The sequence below is a fragment of the Flavobacterium sp. genome, assembly GCF_035760125.1.
In the GTDB taxonomy this organism is placed as follows: domain Bacteria; phylum Bacteroidota; class Bacteroidia; order Flavobacteriales; family Flavobacteriaceae; genus Flavobacterium.
This window is the reverse complement of the sequence record NZ_DASTTN010000403.1, coordinates 1-19,164: the sequence shown is the minus strand read 5'-3', so window position 1 is coordinate 19,164 and position 19,164 is coordinate 1. Positions and strand designations below refer to the sequence as shown.

Below are 19,164 nucleotides of genomic sequence, written 5' to 3'. Positions count from 1 at the left end.
ATTAATAGTTGCCTTTTCATTATTTAAAATAATTAAGTAAATAGATATTGGTATTTTTTGATAGCTGCCGTTTAAAATTATTTGGTGTCCTTTTATGCCATTTATTTCAATTGTCTTCTTTTTAAATTGATGAATTTCGTAATGTGAATTTTTATAATATTCAATCATGCTTTGAAGATTCCCTTTTCTTGCTTCGGGGGTTTTTATTGGAGACAATATAATTATTCGTATTAGATCTTGATAAGTTGTTTCTAAAGAGCCCTCTCCATTTGGAGTGTAGATAAAATCATTTGGCGACAGGTTAGAATGAAACTTAAAATCTGAGTTTGAACAGTCAATACTAAATAGGTCAGATGGACAATAGTTTGGACTTTGACGGTTATCTATGTGTGATGTCAGTAATATAGAAAGGACTTCTTTTTGAGCGTTTATTTTGTCTCTGGGAAATTTGCCTATTACTGTTTCGGTAAAGGTGTCATTTCCTAATATTAATGAGATTTCATCAAATTTGCCCTCTATTTCAGTATTATAGTAAGTTAAGTATGCTTCATAATTTCCAAGTTTCAATTCTTTCTCAAAAATATAAAACCCTTTTTGTTTGGATTTTTTTACCCAATCTTTTGTAAGTGTCTTGCTGTCTGAAAAACTATTGTTGTTTTTGGGATATGAACGTATATGTATTTCATTTTCTTTTACAAATTCACCATAAGCATATTTGTAACTTTCAGGGATTGCTAAGGATAAATTTGAATTTGGAAAATGTATATATCTAATAGCTTTGTTTATTTCAACTTTTTCAGGAACATAAAAATCTGTTATTTTAGTCTGTGCATAACTATTATAAAACATTAGTATTAGTATTAACTTTATTGCTTTCATGTTGGAATTATTTCTAGATTTTGAATTTAAGGATAATAATTGAGAATAGGAAAGGACGTAAAATTGTTTTTTTTGTATTATATATCCATTAATAAATGAAATGAGTGTTTTAAGTTTTGATAAGTACAAAAAAAGCGACACTGTTGATGTCGCCTATTTTGAACCTTATTATTTGAAAGACTTTTTAATAGCCACTCCTAAAAAATAGCTATCCTTTTTGTATTACTGTGTTGAATTGTTGTTGAGGATTATTGTTATTCGACAACTCGGTAACATACGGTTGAAAAGCAATTCCTTCTGCATCAAAGGCTAATTTGCAGTTTTCCAAAGTAGCTGCTACCACGGCACCATAATCTTCGGTTTTTGCCCAAGGCCTTACTGCCAATTGAATGGCATTGTCCGTTAAATTCTTAACCGAAACTTCTAAAGCAGGGGATGTTAGTATTCTAGAATCTTCTGCCAATGCTTTAATTATGATGTCTTTTGCTTTTTTAAGATCTGTTCCATAAGATATAGCAATGGTTAAATCTGCTCTTCTGGATCCTTGCATTGAATAATTGATAATTGTACCATTGGATAAAGCACCATTTGGAACAAAAATCGTTTGATTATTTGAGGTAATTAATTTGGTTACAAAGATTTGTATTTCCTGAACCGTTGCAAGAACTCCTTGTGCCTCTATAGTATCTCCCACTTTAAAAGGTTTGAAAAGAATAATCAGCATTCCTCCAGCAAAATTAGATAATGAACCCTGCAGAGATAAACCAACGGCAAGTCCCATTGCTCCCAGAATAGCGACAAATGAAGAGGTTCCTATTCCTAGTTTGTCGATGAAAGTCACAAATAATAATACTCGCAAAACCCAAAGTAAAATGTCTGCCAGAAACTTGGTAAGTGTAGGGTCCAATTCTCTTTTGACCATTATTTTTCGAATAAGTCTATTGATTATTCGAATAGCGTATAGTCCGATAAATAAAATGATAAGAGCAGAAACCACTTTTGGGGAATATTCAATAAGTGTTTCTATAAAAGTATTGGCATAGCTAGCAATGTAATTTGGATCTAAAGTCATATTTTAATTCATAAAAAACCTTCTCGATCGAGAAGGTTATAAGTTGAATCGCAAAAATACGGATTTAATATTTTTATAAAAAACTATTCCGATTCTTCTTCAGTTTTATTTGAACTTTCAATTTCTTTTGAGTCTGAAGTATTAGTTTTTTCCTTTAGGTCGTTTATGGCTTCAGTACCTTTTGCTTTGGCTTCTACCATTATTGACTCCGCTTTTTCGATCAATGGTTTTGCAGCTTCTTTTGCTTTAGCTACTGCATCTTCCAAAATTGCTTCGGCTTTTTCAACATGCGGCGTTGCGGTTTCTTTTGCTTTGGCTACAGTTTCTTCGACAAAAGTTTCTGCTTTTTCTATTATGGGAGCTGCAGTTTCTTTTACTTTGGATACAGTCTCTTCTACAATTGCTTCAGCTTTTTCCATGTAGGGTGTAGCAGTTTCTTTGGCTTTGGTTACTGTGTCTTCTAGAAAAATTTCTGCTTTTTCTACATATGGTTGAGCCGCTATTTTGGTTTCTTCAATAGCAGATTCTGCTTGATCTACAATTTCGTTTGCAGTTTCTTTGGCTGAGCCAAATAAATTCTTGAAAAATGATGATACTCCCATGGTTTTTATTTTTAGTTAAGAAATCAAAAGTAACCATTTTTTTATGATTTTTAAATTAAATGAAATGTAAAATATTGAAAAACAATATATTTTAAAATTATGAATTTGATTGGAACCAAAAAATATTGATTATTTTGAAAACAGGTTTGTAGCTAAAATTTATTTTTCAGGCATAAAAAAAAGCGCTTCCTTTTTGGGAGCGCTTTTAGATAAATATTTTTATTGTGTTTAAAATTAAACAGCTTCTACCTTGATTCCTTCGTCATTTAGCATGCTTTTTAGCATGTTTTCGATGCCACTTTTTAAGGTAAAAGTAGAAGATGGGCATCCATTACAAGCTCCTTGCATAATTACTTTGACAGTTTTGGATGATCCATCATATGAATCAAAAAGAATATTACCACCGTCTGCAGCTACAGCAGGTTTTACATATTCTTCCAAGATATTAATGATTTTTTGTGAAGTTTCGTCAAGAGAATCAAATGATTCATCTTTGGCTTTTTCGTCTTTAATAATGGTTTGAATTAAAGTCTCGTCAAGAACAGTTCCTCCGTTTTCAATAAATTGTTTAATGAATGTTCTTAATTCCATCGTGATGTCTTGCCATTCATTGATGTCATATTTAGTAACCGAAATGTAATTTTCATCGATAAAAATTTCTTTTACATATGGGAATTTAAATAATTCTGTTGCCAATGGGGAAGGTGCGCTCTGGTCAATGTTTTTGAATTCGACAGCATTTTTTGTTATCATTTTATTGACAACAAATTTTAGCGCTGATGGATTTGGAGTTGATTCCCCATAAACAGTAATAGGCTGTTTTTTGGTTTTGTTTTCATCAACAGTGATTATAACTCCTCCTTTGTCTACGTAAGCTTCAATTTGCTCTGCTACTGCTTCTTTTACATCGTCCCATTCTACAATGCTAAATCTTTCGACAGCAATAAAATTTCCTGATATATAAACCGTTTTTACAAATGGTAAATAAAAAAGTTGTTGCGCAAGCGGAGACGATTTGGCTTCATCTATATTTTTGAATTCAAAGCTTTCATTTTGAGTGATAAAATCTTGAAATTCAAATTTTATTATCGTTGGATTTTGAGTTTCCTTTATAGTAACTTTTGTCATGATTTTTGTGATTTTTTACAAATTTAGTAAAGTTATTTTCTACGTTTAACTATATTTGATTTTTTAATGAATAAATTAACAAAAGTTTTTTTTTCGTGATTAATTTTATAAAATAGCCCCCCCAATGTATAATAAAATCAAGTTTGTAGTAGTTCTTTTTCTTATTAGTTTTAATAGTTTTTCACAGGAAGGAATACCTGTGTATTCCGATTATTTGTCGGATAATTATTATTTGATCTTCCCCTCTATGGCGGGAGCTTCCAATTGTCATAAAGTAAGGCTTACAGCAAGAAAACAATGGTTTGATCAAACAGATGCACCAGCACTTCAAACCTTAAGTTACAATGGTAGAGTAGGTGAAAAGTCTGGAGTGGGAGCTATTGTTTTTAATGATGTTAATGGTTATCATTCTCAATTTGGTTTCAAAGCTACTTACGCCCATCATATTATGTTTTCCAGAGATGAAGTTGATTTAAATCAATTGTCTTTCGGTGTCAATGTAGGTGTAAACCAAAGTCAATTGGATGAAACAGATTTTATGAATTCTGGAGATTACGATCCAGTTCTTGGAAATGTTGTTCAACATGCTTCTTATTTTAATTTGGATATAGGGGCTTCATACAACGTACTTGATTTTAGTTTTAATGCTGTAGTTAAGAATGTTTTGGAAACCAGACAGACTATTTACACGGAATATGAAAGTGACAACTTACGAAAATTTATTGTCAGCGGTGGTTATGTTTTTGGTAATGCCGACAAAGTTTTATTAGAGCCTTCGCTTTTGTATCAATTTGTAGATAAAACGAAAGAGAGTTCTTTGGATATGAACTTGAAAGCTTATAAAAACTTGGAGATGGGACAATTATGGGGAGGTTTGTCATATCGAAGAAGTTTTGACGGAGCAGAATACAGCAATGGAAGCGGAACGAATAGCCAGAAACTACAATATATTACACCTGTTTTAGGATTTAATTATAAAAACTTTATGTTTGCCTATACTTATACCCATTTGTTGGGAGATATTCAATATGAAAGTGGAGGATTTCATCAGCTTACTTTAGGGATTAACTTTTTGTGTAAACCTGAAAAATACGATTGTAATTGTCCAGCAATTAATTAGTTAAAAAGAAAATGATAATAAAGGCAGTTAACGGAAAATCACCGGCTATTCCAGAAGATTGTTATGTAGCCGAGAACGCTACCATTGTTGGTGAAGTTACTTTTGGTTCACAATGTAGCGTTTGGTTCAATGCTGTAATTCGCGGAGATGTAAATTTTATTACAATTGGTAATAAAGTAAATATTCAAGATGGGGCAATTGTACATTGTACCTATCAAAAACATCCAACCATTATTGGGAACAATGTTTCCATAGGCCATAATGCGATTGTGCATGGGTGTACAATTCATGATAATGTATTGATAGGAATGGGGGCCATTGTTATGGATAATTGCATCATTGGAAGCAATTCTATTATTGGGGCAGGATCAGTAATTACACAAAACACAATAGTGGAATCTGGAACCATTTGGGCGGGTGTACCTGCCAAGAAAGTAAAAGATATTGATCAGTCTAATTTTGCTGGTGAAATAGAGCGTATTTCTAATAATTACGTGATGTATTCAAGTTGGTTTAAAGAGGAATAAAACCATTCAAAAAGCAATGATTTAAAATCAAATGTTTATTTTTTCAAAGAAAGAAGCTTTATAACTTTCGCTGATAGGAATCCTTTTTTCAGCGATTAAAACTTTGTTTTTTTGGATTGATTTAACATGTTTAATATTGATGATGTAGGAACGATGAATTCTTGCAAAGCCTTTGGAAGACAATAGATTTTCCAGCTTTATTAAACTGATTAAGGTTAGCGTATATTTATTGTCGGTGGTGTATATTTTGACGTAGTCTTTTAATCCTTCGATAAATAAAATATCAGCGAAATTAATTTTTACATTTTCATATTCAGCTCGAACAAACATAAAATCATTTTCAATTTCAGGCGTATTTCCAGTTCCGGTCTCTATTGGTAGATTTTTTGGAGCAAAGATTTGTTGGGCTCGTAAAACAGATTTAAGAAAACGATTAAAAGGAATAGGTTTTACCAAATAGTCTACCGCACCAAGATTAAATCCTTCAACCGCATAGTTGGAATAAGCAGTCGTAAAGATAATTAAAGGTTTTTTCTCGATAGCATTGATGAAATCAATTCCAGAAAAATGAGGCATTTCGATGTCCAAAAAAATCAAATCAATCTGGGATTGATTGATTATGGATATGGCATCTATTGCGTTTGTAAATGTGGTAACCAGTTCAAGTGAATCAACTCTTCCAACAAATTCGACCAATAAATCTACTGCTAATGGCTCGTCGTCTATAATGACACATTTCATATATGTAAAAATTATTTGTTAGGGCATATATGTTATCGCCATTTATTCATTGGTGCCTGCTTGTAGCAAACATATTGTTAATGACGATTTCATATTTTCTTAAATTAGGATGTTGGTATAAAAGCTGAATTAGCTTGTAGCTGAATTTGATCCAATTGTAAAATCAAATGTACTATATATTTCGCATCAGTAGCAGATAGATTTAGTTCATGTGCATTTGGATAAAGCAAATTAAGTCTATTTTTAATATTTGACAATCCTATTCCTGAGTTTTCAGGATCTTTTTTGTTGTTCTCTATTTTATTTTCTACCCAAAAAGTCAATATGTTTTCTTCAATTGTTATAACAATTTTGACATAAGCTGTTCCTTTATAATCGGTTCCGTATTTGAACGCATTTTCAATAAATGAAATCAATAACATAGGCTCAATAAACTTATTTTTAGTGTCACCATGAATATTTATGCTAATGTTTTCAATATTATTGAGTCTTAATTTTTGTAATTCAATATAATTTTTAATGTAATCGATTTCCTTTTCAAGTAAAACCGTTTTATTGTCCGTTTCATAAAGCATATATCGCATCATCTCGGACAAAGTGACTATTGCATCGGGTACCAAGTCTGATTTTTTATGGGCCAACGAGTAGATGCTGTTAAGCGAATTGAATAAAAAGTGTGGATTGGTTTGCTTTCTTAAATAATTTAATTCTATAGAAGTTCTCTGGCTCTCGGCAATTAATTTGTTTTGTTGGTCATCATAAAACTCAGATAATGTTTTGATTATTGTACTAATCGCAACGATCAAAATATAAAAGAATGAAGGAACAAGTTTAAAGAAAAAAGGTTGATTTCTTCTGTACATTCTATGCTCTATATTTTTATCTGAGAGAGATATTTTAGGATAATTCAGGCTATTTGGAGGTCTCATTTCTCTGAATTTCGGCATGAAAAATTCGTATCGACAAACCATAAAAATCACTATCAAAACGAATAAAATAGTAAAATAATACCCGTACTTTTTTTGCAGGAGCAAATGGGGAACAAGGTAAATGTAATTAAGATAAAAAAGTATTATTCCAGATATCCATTGTATGTAGAAATCGGTATTGATATGAAAAGGACTTTCATAAAATTGAATAAGGGAGGTACTAATAAAAAAACACCAAATAATACTGTGGATAAGTATTTTGTTTGAGTCGTTATTTTTTATTGATACAATATTCATCTAGTGTCTTATTTTTAATAAAATTAATTCATTTTTTGTAATAGTGGGTGATTTATTGGTGTTCAATTTTTTCATTACCAATTGCCCTACAGCCATTGCTTCTTTTTCTGTTTGGAAACTTTTGTATTCACTAATAACCGGGATGACTGTTTGCTTTATAATGATACGATTATTGTTTGTAATTGCATATCCCCAGCCATGATTTACTTTTATGGACTGTATGTTTAAATTTTTTTCTTTTTGACAAAAAATAAAAATTAAGAGTCCGATTAAAAATACAATTATGAATAAATTGAATATATAAGACAAATTCTTCCGGAGTTTTTTCCGGAAGAATTTACTTTTGTGGTTAGTTGTCGTCGTCATTTTGTTCATCGTTTGGTTTGAATTCCCAGACATCATCAAAGTAAGATGTTCCTGCTTTTCCTAACATAACAAAACCTTTCTGTCCATTGATTGTTATTCCTATCGCATCAGATCTTCCCGAACCTTCAAGTGGTGTTTTTTCTTTCCAAATGTCTGTTTTGGGATTGTATTCCCAAATGGTATTTCCACTTTCACCACAAGTAATATATCCTAAGCTATTAATTGAAAAGCTAGAAGCATTTGCTCTTTTAATTGAGTAAGTATCATGATCACTTTCATCATCATCTAAATCTCTTTTTCTTGTCCAAACATCGGTGCTTGGGTCAAATGCCCAAAAATCAACTTGATTAACACCACTGTTTATACCAGTTCCTAAATAAGCTATGTCGTCAATAACAAAAACGGTTGCATTTCTTCTTTTGTTACCACTAAATCCATTGACTTGAGTCCAAGTATTATCGGTTGGATTGTATTGGTAGAAATCTTTTAAATAATTACCATCATATCCTGTTCCCAGAAAGGCTTTTCCTCCTACTTGAAAACCTACGGCTCCATATCGAGCAGTTCCTGAAAAATCTGCTTTTTGTGCCCAAGTATTTGTGTCTGGATTGTATTCAAAAAAGTCTTTTAATTTATTGGTACCATCATAGCCAAGACCTACGTATCCTTTTCCGTCTAATTCAAATCCTGATCCAGAACTTCTCGCAATACCTATGAAATCTGCTTTTTGTTCCCAATAATCTCCATCTGAATTGTATGCCCATAGATCTTTTAGATATTCGTCACCTGTATAACCGGTAGTTACATACGCATAAGTGCCAATTACGAAACTTGTCGCACTAGATCTTGCTGGTCCATCAAATGCTGATTTTTTTATCCAGTTTCCTAGTTTGTCTTCATCATCGTCATTGCTGCAGCTGATGCAAATTAAGCTAATAAGTAAAGTACTAAGAAATATTCCTTTTTTCAAATGTTTCATAATGTGCATGGTGTTTATTAAAGTTTGTATTTTATGCTAATAGAAAAGATGCCTCCGTTTTTTAAGGTCTGATTCATTTCTTTTGTCCTATTTTCATCAGAAAATTTAAATTCTTTGTTCGATGAATATCCGCCTTTGAGGCTGACGTACCAAGAGGTGTCCATATTCCTTTCAAATTGCAATGTGGTTTCCATTTGAGAGAATCCAACTTTTGTTATGGTATTTAAATCATCTGTTATAATAGGCGAATTTAGATTGTAGCTGCTTCCGCTAAAGTCATTGTTTAGGCTGAATTTATTTCGAATTGAATTGGAATAGGATAGTTCTGAATTTGGGAATCCTAATTTTAAATAAGCTTCATTGTTGAATTGATGATTAAATGAAAATGTTGGAAGTATTTCGGGTTTTCCAAAAACGGTCATTCTTTTTATTCCCACATCAATGCTATTGTTTTTGTTTAACGACTGGCTAAGTTCAATACCTCCTAATATGCTTATATCCGAAATTTCAAAATTACTTTCATAATTAGCTGTTGGTTCTACTGCTATATTCAATTTTGTTTTTTCTGTTATTTGATGAGAAAGTTCAAAAATATTTTCAAAACTATTAAAGTGAGTGTTACTATAATTTGTAACATAATTTTTTAATAGATAGGTTTCAATTTCATCAGTAACCGTTGTGCTGTTGTATTTAAAAGTGTTTTTCAATTTGTTTTTAGTTCCAATATCTTTAAAAAATAGCACTCCAATTCCAGTTTGATTTATTGAACCATTTTCTATCGGTTCCGTTTTTATATTCAAATCAATTGTGAGCCCCTTTTGTGCATAAACACTAAATATTGGAATCAAAATTAAAAGCTTCGTAAAGTTGTTTATTCTCATTATTTAATTATTGGTCCAAAAGTAATCGTGTTGCCAATGAATAAAAAAGAATATATATGCATGGGTTTATTCTATAGACAAACGGGCTATTATTAAAGGTGAATCTGAATTTGAAACTATATAGTAAGTCATAGACACTTTATCACTTTTTATAGATTGAATAACCCGAACAGTATATGTTATTAGGACTGCAGCAACGAGGGCTTATATATTTGCTCAAAAAATTAGGTATGTACAAGTTTTTGATTTTGATGTTTTTCAGTTTATTGATATTCTCTTGTGATTCGGACGTTGATGCTGGGGAATTTGTTGTAGGAGCAGATTATCTTGCATTAAAAAATAAGATGATCTCAATAGATACAGTCACAATTGATGTTTCTACCATAAAGCTAGACTCTTTGGTTACTTCTAGTGAAAGTAGAATATTAGTAGGAAATTATGATGATCCTCTTTTTGGGAAAGTGAGGTCGGATAGCTATTTTCAGATTTCGACATCTTCATTTAATCTTTATAGTGAAAATTCCGATACAGATGCAACGGGATATGTGTTTGATTCTATTGCAATGATTTTGAGATATGATGATTACTATTATGCCGATACTACCAAAGTACAGACATTAAATATTCATAGGGTAATCAATAAGTTCAAGCCCAATGCTAATGATGATAGTTTTTATAATAATTCCACTTTAGATTATAATGGTACAAGTTTAGGTACGATTACATATAAACCAAAGCCCATAGGGAGAGATAGTATTAATGTCAAATTGGATAATGAATTTGGATTGGAACTTTTTAATAAGTTCAAGAATAATGAAATCACGACATCTAGTGAGTTCACAGAATATTTAAAAGGTTTTGTTGTTACATCGTCTTCCAATACTTCAGGTAGTGTAGTAGGTTTCAACCTGTCAAGTGTCCTTCGATTGTACTACTCTAAAGGGAAAGGTGAAGCAGGAGATTTTTATAATAAAGATTTTACCATTTTGGATGCCACCAAGCAGTTTAACTCAATTTCATCGGACAGGACAGGAACTTTAATTAATGATTTACCATTATCAAAAATGAATTTATCCAGTTTGTACACTGGAAATATCGGATTCATTCAATCCGGTACGGGAATAGTTTGTCGGGTCGATTTTCCTAATATAAAGCAACTAAAATACCTCGCAGACAAAGGAGCCATAGTCGATGCAAAGTTAATAATGAAACCCGTCAAGAATTCGTATTCGAAAATGTTTCCATTGCCTGAAAAACTAAGTGTTTATGTTGTTGATAAATTGAATCGAATAAAAGCAACACTTACAAATTCCAGTGGTGAGAGCATAGTCGCAACTCTAAATAATGAGAATGATGAATTTGATGAAAGTGTGAATTATCAACTGTCTCTGGGGTCTTTTTTGCAAAAGGAAATGCTGAAAGAGTCTGATTCAAAGAGTGGTTTGATGTTTACGTTGCCTACTTTATCCAAAATTGTTGATAGAGTTGTATTGGGAGATCAGACCAATAAGGAAAGTGAAATGAAATTACAAATCTATTATATAACGTATTAAATGAAAAAGAGTTTCCTTTTTTTGGCTTTAGTGTTTTTTGTTTCTTTTATAACTTACTCTCAAAGTATTGCTACTTCACCATATTCGCTATATGGATTGGGAAGTTTGTACGAAGCTAATTTTGGATTAATTCCATCTCTTGGTTCAACAGGTATAGCATTACCATCTGATAATTTTATCAATAATAAAAATGCAGCATCTCTTGTTAATATTCCGGAGAATAATTTCTTTTTTGAAGTTGGAGGTAAAGGGATTCAATCTTCTTTTGAAGATAATTTAAAAAAGGAAAATCGAAACAATTTTCAGTTTTCCCATTTTGCTTTTGCCTTTCCGATAAATAATAAATCGGCAGTTAGCGTTGCTATGATGCCTTATTCCAGTTCCTCTTTTAAAATTTCAGAATTAAAAATACCGGTACTAGATAGTAATAATGAGTATTATTATTTGGACGTAATAGGTACAGGCGGATTGAATAATTTAGATTTATCTTATGCTTATAAATTAAGTAATAAATTATCCTTGGGGCTTTCTGCCTCTGTTCTTTTTGGAAATACTACTGATGAAAGAACCTATGAAATCAATAACTCGGTTACTACTATAGACAAAAAAGTGAATTATAGTGGTATTCGGCCTATTTTGGGATCCCAATTCAAAATGAACCCATCATTGACTTTTGGATTAAATGTAAAATCTCCAACACGAGTAAATGCAACCAAAATTCAATCTGTTACTGTTGTAAATGGTACGGGTACTTCTTCTCTGGAGACTGATGAAAAATCCGATACAGATGATTTTTATTTGCCTTTAGAAGTAGGTATAGGTTTCAACAAAGTTTTTAAAAATAAACTAAATATAGCTTTTGATTATGAGAAAAGATTTTGGGATGCTACGAATCAATCCGACATGTATGGCAATTTTTCCAATCAAGAAAAGTTTGCATTGGGATTGTCTTATCAAAAAGCAAAAGCATCCAGAAGTTATTTTGATCGAATAAAATATGCTGCAGGCGTTAATTACGATACAGGCTATTTAGAAGTGGACAATAAAAAAATTGAGGATAAAAATTTCTCGATTGGAGCTTCATTACCTTTGGACCATTTATCTTCAGCTTTGTTTATTTCTTATTCTTATGGGCAAAAAGGGCAAATAACAAATTCATTAGTTCAAGAAAATTATCATAAATTAACTTTGAATCTTAATTTAGACGGTATTTGGTTCGTTAAGAAAAAGTTAGAATAGTTTTAGAAATCTTTCTTTTCAACTTGGTATTTGTTTTCTAAAATTTCGGTTAAAACTTTTGGATCGGTGTTTGTATAGAAAATCGGAGTGTTGGTTTTAGCAGTTGAGAAACCAACCTTGTCTCTAAGTATATTTTGGGTTTGTTTGGCAACAGCTTCTCCAGAATCAATGATATGAATGTGTTCTGGAAGAATTTTTTTTATTTGTGGAATTAAATAGGGATAATGACTACAGCCCAATACGAGATAGTCAATATTAGCTTCAATCATTGGAACTAGATAGGAATTAAGTAATTTGGTCATTTCTGGAGAATTGATTTGACCATCTTCGATTAATTGAACCAATCCATAGCCTATTTGCTCAATGATTTTGATGTCTTGGTATTTCTCCATGGTCTTATTGAAAAGTTCACTGTTTAAAGTTCCTTTTGTTGCTAAGATTCCTATCGTTTGAGTTTTAGAGTGTGTTGCTGCAGGTTTTATGGCAGGTTCTATTCCAATAAAAGGGATAGAATATTTCGCTCTTAGTTCCTGGATAGCATTGGTTGTTGCGGTATTACAGGCCACTACAATTAGTTTGCAACCCATTTCAATCAGTAAATCTGTGTTTTTCATGCTTAAAGCAATGATTTCTGCTTTTGATTTTTGCCCATATGGAGCATTCTTGCTGTCAGCTAGGTAAATCGTTTGTTCATTTGGCAGTAAATCATGAATGGCTTTCCAGATGGAAGTTCCTCCAATTCCAGAGTCAAAAACACCAATCGGTCTATCGTTTGTCATGGCTGCAAATTTAAAAGCTATAGTTTAAATATACTATATTTTTTTTTGTAAAAAAAAACTGCTCATCCAATATTTTGGAGGAGCAGTTTGTAAATCATTTATTTTAGATTAAAAACCTAAGTCTTTTTTCACGTCAGCAGTGATGTTTGTTCCATCAGCAAGTAAAAGTGTAGATCCGTCTAGAACATATTGAAATCCTTTAGCTTTGCCTACTTTTTGGATAGAAGCTCTTACTTTTTCCATAATTGGCTTAACGATTTCTTCTTGTTTTGTTTGTAATTCTTTTTGAGCATTGTCTCTAAAGTCAACAATTCTTTTTTGCATATCTTGAACTTCTTTAGAACGTTCTTGATTTACAGTTTCAGTAACAGTTGCAGATTCAGCTTCATACTTTTTTAATTTTGCTTGGTATTCTTCAACCATCTTTTTGTAGTCAGCATCATAAGTTCCACTCAATTTCTCTAATTGCTTTTGAGCATCAAGCATAGCCGGTAATTTAGACATGATTTCATTTACATCAACGTGAGCTACTTTAGTTTGAGCATTTGAAATTTGAGTTGCACCTAAAAATAGTATCGCAGCAATTAGTAAAGTTTTGAATTGTTTCATTGTTTTAAAATATTTAATAATTAGAATTTGTTTAGTTGTTTTATTTTACTTCATTAGCTTTTTTTAAAGCTTCTTTTTCTTGAATTTCTTTTAATCTTTTTTCTTCGGCTGCTTTTTTGACAGCTTCTCTTTCTTCGAGTATTTTTTTTCTTTTTTCTTCTAAAGCTTTTTTACGTTCTTCATATACGTTGGGTTTGACAGCTTCGGTTGTTGTTTTTGAAGTGTCTGTTATTTCTGTTGTATTTGGAGTGAATGTGTTTGCTTCTTCTGTTTTAGCTGGTTCAACAACTGTGCCATTTTTTTTTGCTTCCTTTTCAGCTAGTAATTGTTTTCTTTTTTCTTCGTACTTTTTACGGGCTTCTTCTTGGGCGGCTTTTTTATCGGCTACTAATTTTTCCCTAGCGGCTTTTTTATCTAGTAATGCTTTTTCTCTTTCAGCTAAAACAGGATTCTCATCTAATTGGTCTTCTTTGTTCTCTTTAGCTTCTTCTTCTTTTTGCTGTTTTTTGGTTAATTGTTCCCTTTTTTCTGTTCGATTTAACATTCGAATCACTTGATCACTAATATCAAATCTTTTTGCTGCAAAAAGAATGGTTAAATGTGAAGATTTGTCAAAAATAAAGTCGTACTTTTTTGCCTCAGCTATATCTTGAACAGCTGTGAAAACTTGATCTTGAATAGGTTTAACTAATCCGGCTTTTTGTATTATTAAATCCCCATTAGGGCCAAATCTTTTTTGTTGATAATCTAATTTTTCAGATTCGAGGAACTTTATTTCCGTTTCTCTTTCTTCTATTAATTCAGCTGTCAATAATGGTTTTTCAGCTTTTAATGCCTCAGTTAGTTTGTTAATTTCTAATTTTTTAGCCTCAATTTCTTGTTTCCATTTCTGTGCTTTTTGTTCTAATTGAGCTTTAGCCTCAATATAGTCTGGTACATTTTGTAATATGTATTCCATATCAATGTAACCTACTTTATTTCCTTTGGTTTGCCCCTTTGTTGTGGTTACAACAATAAGCGATAAAATTATAAATAAAAATTCTTTTCTCATAATTTTTAATTTTAGAAATTTAAACCAAATTTACTTAAAATTGCTGACCTATGATGAAATGTGTTTGCCATCCACTTGGCTGTATAGCTCCAGGAACAGCATCGAATCCATAACCAAAATCAATACCCAATAAACCAAATGCAGGCATAAATACCCTTAAGCCAACACCTGCTGAACGAGCCAAATTAAAAGGTTGATAGTCTGATAATGATTCATACGATTGTCCTGCTTCTGCAAAGGTTAATGCATAAATAGATGCAGATGATTTCAACGTAATTGGATAACGCAATTCTAATGAGAATTTATTGTAAACTGTAGCACCATAAGCATCTCCAGTTGAACTTGCAGGTGTCAAAGCCCCGTTTTCATATCCTCTTAGCTGTATATTCTGTCTTCCGTCAATCGAACTTCCAGCCATACCATCTCCTCCTAAATAATATCTTTCAAAAGGAATAACTCCTCTGTCTTGATTATAAGCTCCTAAGAAACCGAATTGCATTAAAGTACGTAATACCAATTTTTTATATAAAGTAGTAAACCAGTCTCCTGTAAATTGTACTTTGTAATATTCTAACCATCGGTATTTTTCTTGATCCACTTTTGCAGGATCGGCAACTGCGTCTTGATAATTATCTACTTTATTTGGAACACTTCCTCCAGATGATGGTAGTTTGTCTAAATAATCTCCAGCATTTACAACTCTATCATTATTATCTACATAGGAAGTTCCGGAGTAAATATATTTATATTTTTGTTGATCTCCTAATGTTGCATAATCAACACCATTAAAAAGGGAATATGGAAGCGTAAATTCACCGGTTATTCCAAATTCAGCACCATAAGTTGGGAATATAGGATTGAATCCTTTACTATTTCTCGTTAAACCAACAGAATAAGATAAATTCCTCGATGTTCCATTTGCAAATGTAAATAATCCGTAAAGATAATTATGCAAATCGTATTGTTGGTAGCTGATTGATTGTGAAAGCGTGAAGAAATCATCCGGTACAGTTAATCTTTTTGCCATTCCAACAGACAACGAGGTGATGTTGATGTATTTTGATTTGTCTACTCTTTGCAATTGGTAGTTTGAACTGTATTGTTGGCTAAATGCAAATGAGCTACTAAATTGGATTGGTTTTTTTCCTCCAAACCAAGGTTCTGAAAAAGATAAACTATAGGTTTTGTAGTAAGAACTTGCTTGAAGACGTAAAGCCACTTTTTGTCCATCCCCCATCGGAAGTGGATGATATGCATCTTTATTGAATAAGTTTCTTGCCGAAAAGTTGTTGAATGATAGTCCCAAAGTTCCTACGAAACCACCTCCACCATATCCTCCTTGAAGTTCAATTTGGCTAGCGCCTTTTTCAACTACATGGTATTCAATATCTACAGTTCCGGCACCAGAATCAACATTTTTGAATTGTGGGTCAATTTTTTCAGGGTCAAAAAAGCCTAATTGTCCAATTTCTCGAATGGTTCTTACTAATTCCCCTTTGTTGTATTTTTCTCCAGGTTTTGTTCTTAATTCTCGATAGATAACTTCATCGTTAGTTTTGTCATTTCCGACAACCGTAATTTTGTTGAAATATGCAATTGGACCTTCAGTTACTCGGATTTCAAAATCAATTACGTTGTCAGTTGTTTTTGTTTCTACTGCGTTTATGTTTGAAAACAAGTATCCATTATTTTGATATAAATTGGTAATGTCTTCACCATCTGGCTTTGATTTGTCAGCAATTCTTTCCTGAAGGAGTACTCCATTATATACATCTCCAGTGCGGATGCCTAACATACTACGCAGACCTTCGTCAGAGTAAACTGTGTTTCCGATAAATTTAATATTTCCAAAATAATATTTAATTCCTTCCTCTACTTTGATTTTTATATAAAGGGCATTTTTTTCTTTATTATAGGCAACGGAATCTCCTAAAATACGGGCATCACGATATCCGATTTTTTTATAATCATTAACTATCTTTTCTAAATCTTCTTGGTATTTGTCTTCAATGTATTTTGATCTCTTCAAAACGTGAAGGAAATTTTTTTCTTTGGTGTTTTTCATGGAGCCAAGTAGTTTGCTGCTTGGAACATCTTTGTTGCCTTCAAAATCAATTTTGTAAACTTTGACTTTTTCACCTATGTCAACTTTTACAAGCATGTTTACTTGATTCGAAGTTAAAGTGGAATCTTTTGAAGTAGTTATGTAAACTTTAGCATTGAAAAAACCGTCTTTCTTGTATTTTTTTTCAATGTAGTTTTTTGTGGTCGTGATTAAGTTTTCGGTTACAATTTTGCCATTGGTTAGTCCATTGTCTTTAATGAAAGATTCAGTTTTACTTTTGGACACACCGACAAACTTTACTTCGTTGATTTTTGGTAATTCTTTAATGTTCAAGTCAAGGTATATACTATCATTTTCTACTCTATTTACATAAAATGAAATTTCATCAAAAAGACCAAGTTTTCCTAATTTTTTTATTGAACTACTGATTTGTTCTCCCGGAACTGTAATTTCTTGTCCTTTTTCCAAACCAGCAAAAGTAACCACAGTCTGAGGGTTGAAACTAATGTCTCCAACTACTTTTACATCTGCTAATATGTATTTTTTACCTTGGTCAAATGGTACTCTGTCTTGTGCTTTAATTTGAGTAAATGTGCCTAAAATTAAAAAGGTAAGGACTAGTTTTATGCTTTTATGTAACACTAAAAAATTATTTAATTTGTTCACTTGTTTTTCCAAATCGACGTTCTCTTTTTTGATAACTAATGATAGCCTCATGTAAATCTTGTTCTTTAAAGTCTGGCCATAATACATCAGTAAAGTATAATTCTGCATAGGCTATTTGCCATAGCAAAAAATTACTTATTCTATGTTCCCCACTAGTTCTTATTAATAAATCAACATCCGGTAAATTATGCGTGTAAAGATGCTCATTTATAATTGAATCGTCAATACTGTCTATTGAAATTATATTATTTTTAACTTTATCGCTTATTATTTTTACAACATTTACTAATTCTTCTCTAGATCCGTAGCTTAAGGCAAGAGTTAATGTCATTTTCGTATTGTCTTTTGTTTTGTCAAGTACATCAAATAATTGCTTTTGAGCGTTCTTTGGCAATTTTTCTAAATTACCGATGGCGTTCATCTTGATGTTGCCTTCCTGCATTGTTTTTAGCTCTTTCTTTAATGAATTGATTAAAACTCTCATTAAAGTGTCTACTTCAAGCTTGGGCCTATTCCAGTTTTCTGTGGAGAAAGCGTATAGGGTTAAGTATTCTACGCCTAAATCTAAGCACTCTTGGATGATTAATTTTACAGATTTTGAGCCGCTTTCATGTCCAAGCGTTCTGATAAAACCTTTTTGTTTCGCCCAACGACCATTCCCGTCCATGATAATGGCCAAGTGTTTGGGAATATTGTTTGTGTTTATTTTGTCTTTTAACATCTTATTTTAATCTGCGCAGTAACATGGTTTGTCTCCAAAAGTATACGTTAATGTCACTCCCGAGAAAACATACCAATCATTATTATTTATATTACCAAATTTGGGTAAACTACTGTTACTTGGATTACTACCATCAATATTGTCAGTAAAAGTATATCGGGCTCCAACTTCTAAACCTAAAACGAAATCTCTTAAGAAATTTGTTTTTACACCAAGGATCATTGGTATGGCAACACTGCTTTTTGTGTTGTTTTTATGTGTTACCCCTGAAGTTACATATAATTCATCGTAAAGGAAATAACTTAAGCCTGAATATACATAAGGAGTGAATTTTGGTTTTTCCTCATGTAAATTAAAATCAAAAAAATTAAACTCTAATCCAGCTGACAGTTCTTTTACGTTGTTTTTAAAGCGATATCCTCTATTGTGTCTTCCAGATTCTTTAGAATCATGGTCATTCCCTGAGATTTGCGACTGTGTATAGGAAAATCTATAAGCATGTCTTGAACTTTTATTCCATTTGTATAAAATACCAAATGCAGGCTCATTGGGAGCAATGTAAGTTGTTGAGCCTACATCTCCTATGTAATTGCTGCCACCAAGAAAAACTCCTATTTCATTAATTTGGGAATGAATAGAAGAAAACGTAAAAAAGCATAAAAATGAAATAAAAATTTTACTCATAAATTATAAAATTGCGTGCAAATATAATAATTATCAATAGGATTCAATACGTAACTTAGGAATACTGTCTTTTTTTAGACCAGCTCCCTTTTTTTATATACAAAGGATGTGATATTAACGATTAAAAAGGGATAATTCGTATATGAAGTTTTAATTCCTTCTGTCCTCACCCCAAAGTAATTTTGTTCTTAGGGTTTTCAAAAAAGTTTCTTCCGGTATCTCCACCATATTTATTTCGAAATTTGTCTTTTTTATGGTCAAAATCGAATCATTTGC

Annotated in this window: 19 protein-coding genes and 2 pseudogenes; 5 read left to right on the top strand and 16 right to left on the bottom strand. The window is 31.9% G+C overall.

What is annotated here, in order from left to right:
- A partial coding sequence (locus VFS71_RS14335; RefSeq protein ID WP_326402077.1) for a hypothetical protein occupies window positions 1-879 on the bottom strand: 879 nt, incomplete at its 3' end.
- 76 nt (window positions 880-955) lie between these two features.
- On the opposite strand from VFS71_RS14335, the pseudogene VFS71_RS14330 reads away from it, so the two are divergent.
- Window positions 956-1,087 (top strand): annotated as a pseudogene (locus VFS71_RS14330) (tRNA (adenosine(37)-N6)-threonylcarbamoyltransferase complex dimerization subunit type 1 TsaB); the annotation flags it as partial.
- Here VFS71_RS14330 and VFS71_RS14325 read toward each other — a convergent pair.
- The 3 genes from VFS71_RS14325 to VFS71_RS14315 form a co-directional block, all read right to left on the bottom strand.
- A complete protein-coding gene (locus VFS71_RS14325) occupies window positions 1,088-1,951 on the bottom strand; it encodes a mechanosensitive ion channel family protein (protein ID WP_326402076.1) in 864 nt (287 codons plus the stop codon).
- Between the two features lie 83 nt (window positions 1,952-2,034).
- Window positions 2,035-2,553, bottom strand: a complete 519-nt coding sequence (locus VFS71_RS14320) for a YtxH domain-containing protein (protein WP_326402075.1) — start codon at window positions 2,551-2,553, stop codon at window positions 2,035-2,037.
- 234 nt (window positions 2,554-2,787) lie between these two features.
- On the bottom strand, window positions 2,788-3,681 hold the full coding sequence (locus tag VFS71_RS14315; protein WP_326402073.1) for a NifU family protein: 894 nt from the start codon (window positions 3,679-3,681) through the stop codon (window positions 2,788-2,790).
- A 124-nt stretch (window positions 3,682-3,805) separates the two neighbouring features.
- On the opposite strand from VFS71_RS14315, the gene VFS71_RS14310 reads away from it, so the two are divergent.
- Together VFS71_RS14310 and VFS71_RS14305 are read left to right on the top strand one after the other, a co-directional pair.
- A complete protein-coding gene (locus tag VFS71_RS14310; protein WP_326402072.1) occupies window positions 3,806-4,801 on the top strand; it encodes a type IX secretion system membrane protein PorP/SprF in 996 nt (331 codons plus the stop codon).
- 11 nt (window positions 4,802-4,812) lie between these two features.
- Window positions 4,813-5,328, top strand: a complete 516-nt coding sequence (locus VFS71_RS14305) for a gamma carbonic anhydrase family protein (RefSeq protein ID WP_326402070.1) — start codon at window positions 4,813-4,815, stop codon at window positions 5,326-5,328.
- A 27-nt stretch (window positions 5,329-5,355) separates the two neighbouring features.
- Here VFS71_RS14305 and VFS71_RS14300 read toward each other — a convergent pair whose 3' ends face one another.
- From VFS71_RS14300 to VFS71_RS14280, 5 genes are all read right to left on the bottom strand, one after another.
- Window positions 5,356-6,069 (bottom strand): LytTR family DNA-binding domain-containing protein, encoded by a 714-nt coding sequence (locus VFS71_RS14300; RefSeq protein WP_326402069.1) that lies wholly within the window; start codon window positions 6,067-6,069, stop codon window positions 5,356-5,358.
- A 104-nt stretch (window positions 6,070-6,173) separates the two neighbouring features.
- Window positions 6,174-6,998, bottom strand: a complete 825-nt coding sequence (locus VFS71_RS14295; RefSeq protein WP_326402068.1) for a sensor histidine kinase — start codon at window positions 6,996-6,998, stop codon at window positions 6,174-6,176.
- 297 nt (window positions 6,999-7,295) lie between these two features.
- Window positions 7,296-7,661 carry a DUF4907 domain-containing protein gene (locus tag VFS71_RS14290; protein ID WP_326402065.1) on the bottom strand — a complete coding sequence of 122 codons (366 nt, stop codon included), beginning with the start codon at window positions 7,659-7,661 and terminating at the stop codon, window positions 7,296-7,298.
- Window positions 7,645-8,640 carry a Kelch repeat-containing protein gene (locus VFS71_RS14285; RefSeq protein WP_326402063.1) on the bottom strand — a complete coding sequence of 332 codons (996 nt, stop codon included), beginning with the start codon at window positions 8,638-8,640 and terminating at the stop codon, window positions 7,645-7,647. The genes VFS71_RS14290 and VFS71_RS14285 overlap by 17 nt, the downstream gene beginning before the upstream one ends.
- 17 nt (window positions 8,641-8,657) lie before the next feature.
- Window positions 8,658-9,521 carry a DUF6268 family outer membrane beta-barrel protein gene (locus VFS71_RS14280; protein WP_326402062.1) on the bottom strand — a complete coding sequence of 288 codons (864 nt, stop codon included), beginning with the start codon at window positions 9,519-9,521 and terminating at the stop codon, window positions 8,658-8,660.
- A gap of 230 nt (window positions 9,522-9,751) precedes the next feature.
- Here VFS71_RS14280 and VFS71_RS14275 point away from each other — a divergent pair, with 230 nt between their 5' ends.
- Entirely contained in the window at window positions 9,752-11,074 is a 1,323-nt protein-coding gene (locus VFS71_RS14275) for a DUF4270 family protein (RefSeq protein ID WP_326402061.1), read from the top strand.
- On the top strand, window positions 11,075-12,313 hold the full coding sequence (locus VFS71_RS14270) for an aromatic hydrocarbon degradation protein (protein WP_326402059.1): 1,239 nt from the start codon (window positions 11,075-11,077) through the stop codon (window positions 12,311-12,313).
- Between the two features lie 2 nt (window positions 12,314-12,315).
- On the opposite strand, the gene murI is transcribed toward VFS71_RS14270, so the two are convergent.
- From murI to ppnK, 7 genes and pseudogenes are all read right to left on the bottom strand, one after another.
- Window positions 12,316-13,092 (bottom strand): glutamate racemase, encoded by a 777-nt coding sequence (gene murI / locus VFS71_RS14265; RefSeq protein WP_326402058.1) that lies wholly within the window; start codon window positions 13,090-13,092, stop codon window positions 12,316-12,318.
- 108 nt (window positions 13,093-13,200) lie between these two features.
- Window positions 13,201-13,701 carry an OmpH family outer membrane protein gene (locus tag VFS71_RS14260; protein ID WP_326402056.1) on the bottom strand — a complete coding sequence of 167 codons (501 nt, stop codon included), beginning with the start codon at window positions 13,699-13,701 and terminating at the stop codon, window positions 13,201-13,203.
- A gap of 40 nt (window positions 13,702-13,741) precedes the next feature.
- Window positions 13,742-14,752: an OmpH family outer membrane protein gene (locus VFS71_RS14255; protein WP_326402054.1), complete on the bottom strand. Its 1,011-nt coding sequence runs from the start codon at window positions 14,750-14,752 to the stop codon at window positions 13,742-13,744.
- Between the two features lie 34 nt (window positions 14,753-14,786).
- Complete coding sequence (locus VFS71_RS14250; protein ID WP_326402053.1) at window positions 14,787-17,534, bottom strand: BamA/OMP85 family outer membrane protein; 2,748 nt, start codon at window positions 17,532-17,534, stop codon at window positions 14,787-14,789.
- Window positions 17,467-18,204 carry an isoprenyl transferase gene (locus VFS71_RS14245; protein WP_326402051.1) on the bottom strand — a complete coding sequence of 246 codons (738 nt, stop codon included), beginning with the start codon at window positions 18,202-18,204 and terminating at the stop codon, window positions 17,467-17,469. The genes VFS71_RS14250 and VFS71_RS14245 overlap by 68 nt, the downstream gene beginning before the upstream one ends.
- 6 nt (window positions 18,205-18,210) lie before the next feature.
- On the bottom strand, window positions 18,211-18,888 hold the full coding sequence (locus tag VFS71_RS14240) for a DUF6089 family protein (RefSeq protein ID WP_326402050.1): 678 nt from the start codon (window positions 18,886-18,888) through the stop codon (window positions 18,211-18,213).
- 150 nt (window positions 18,889-19,038) lie between these two features.
- A pseudogene (ppnK, locus tag VFS71_RS14235) lies at window positions 19,039-19,164 on the bottom strand (NAD(+) kinase); the annotation flags it as partial.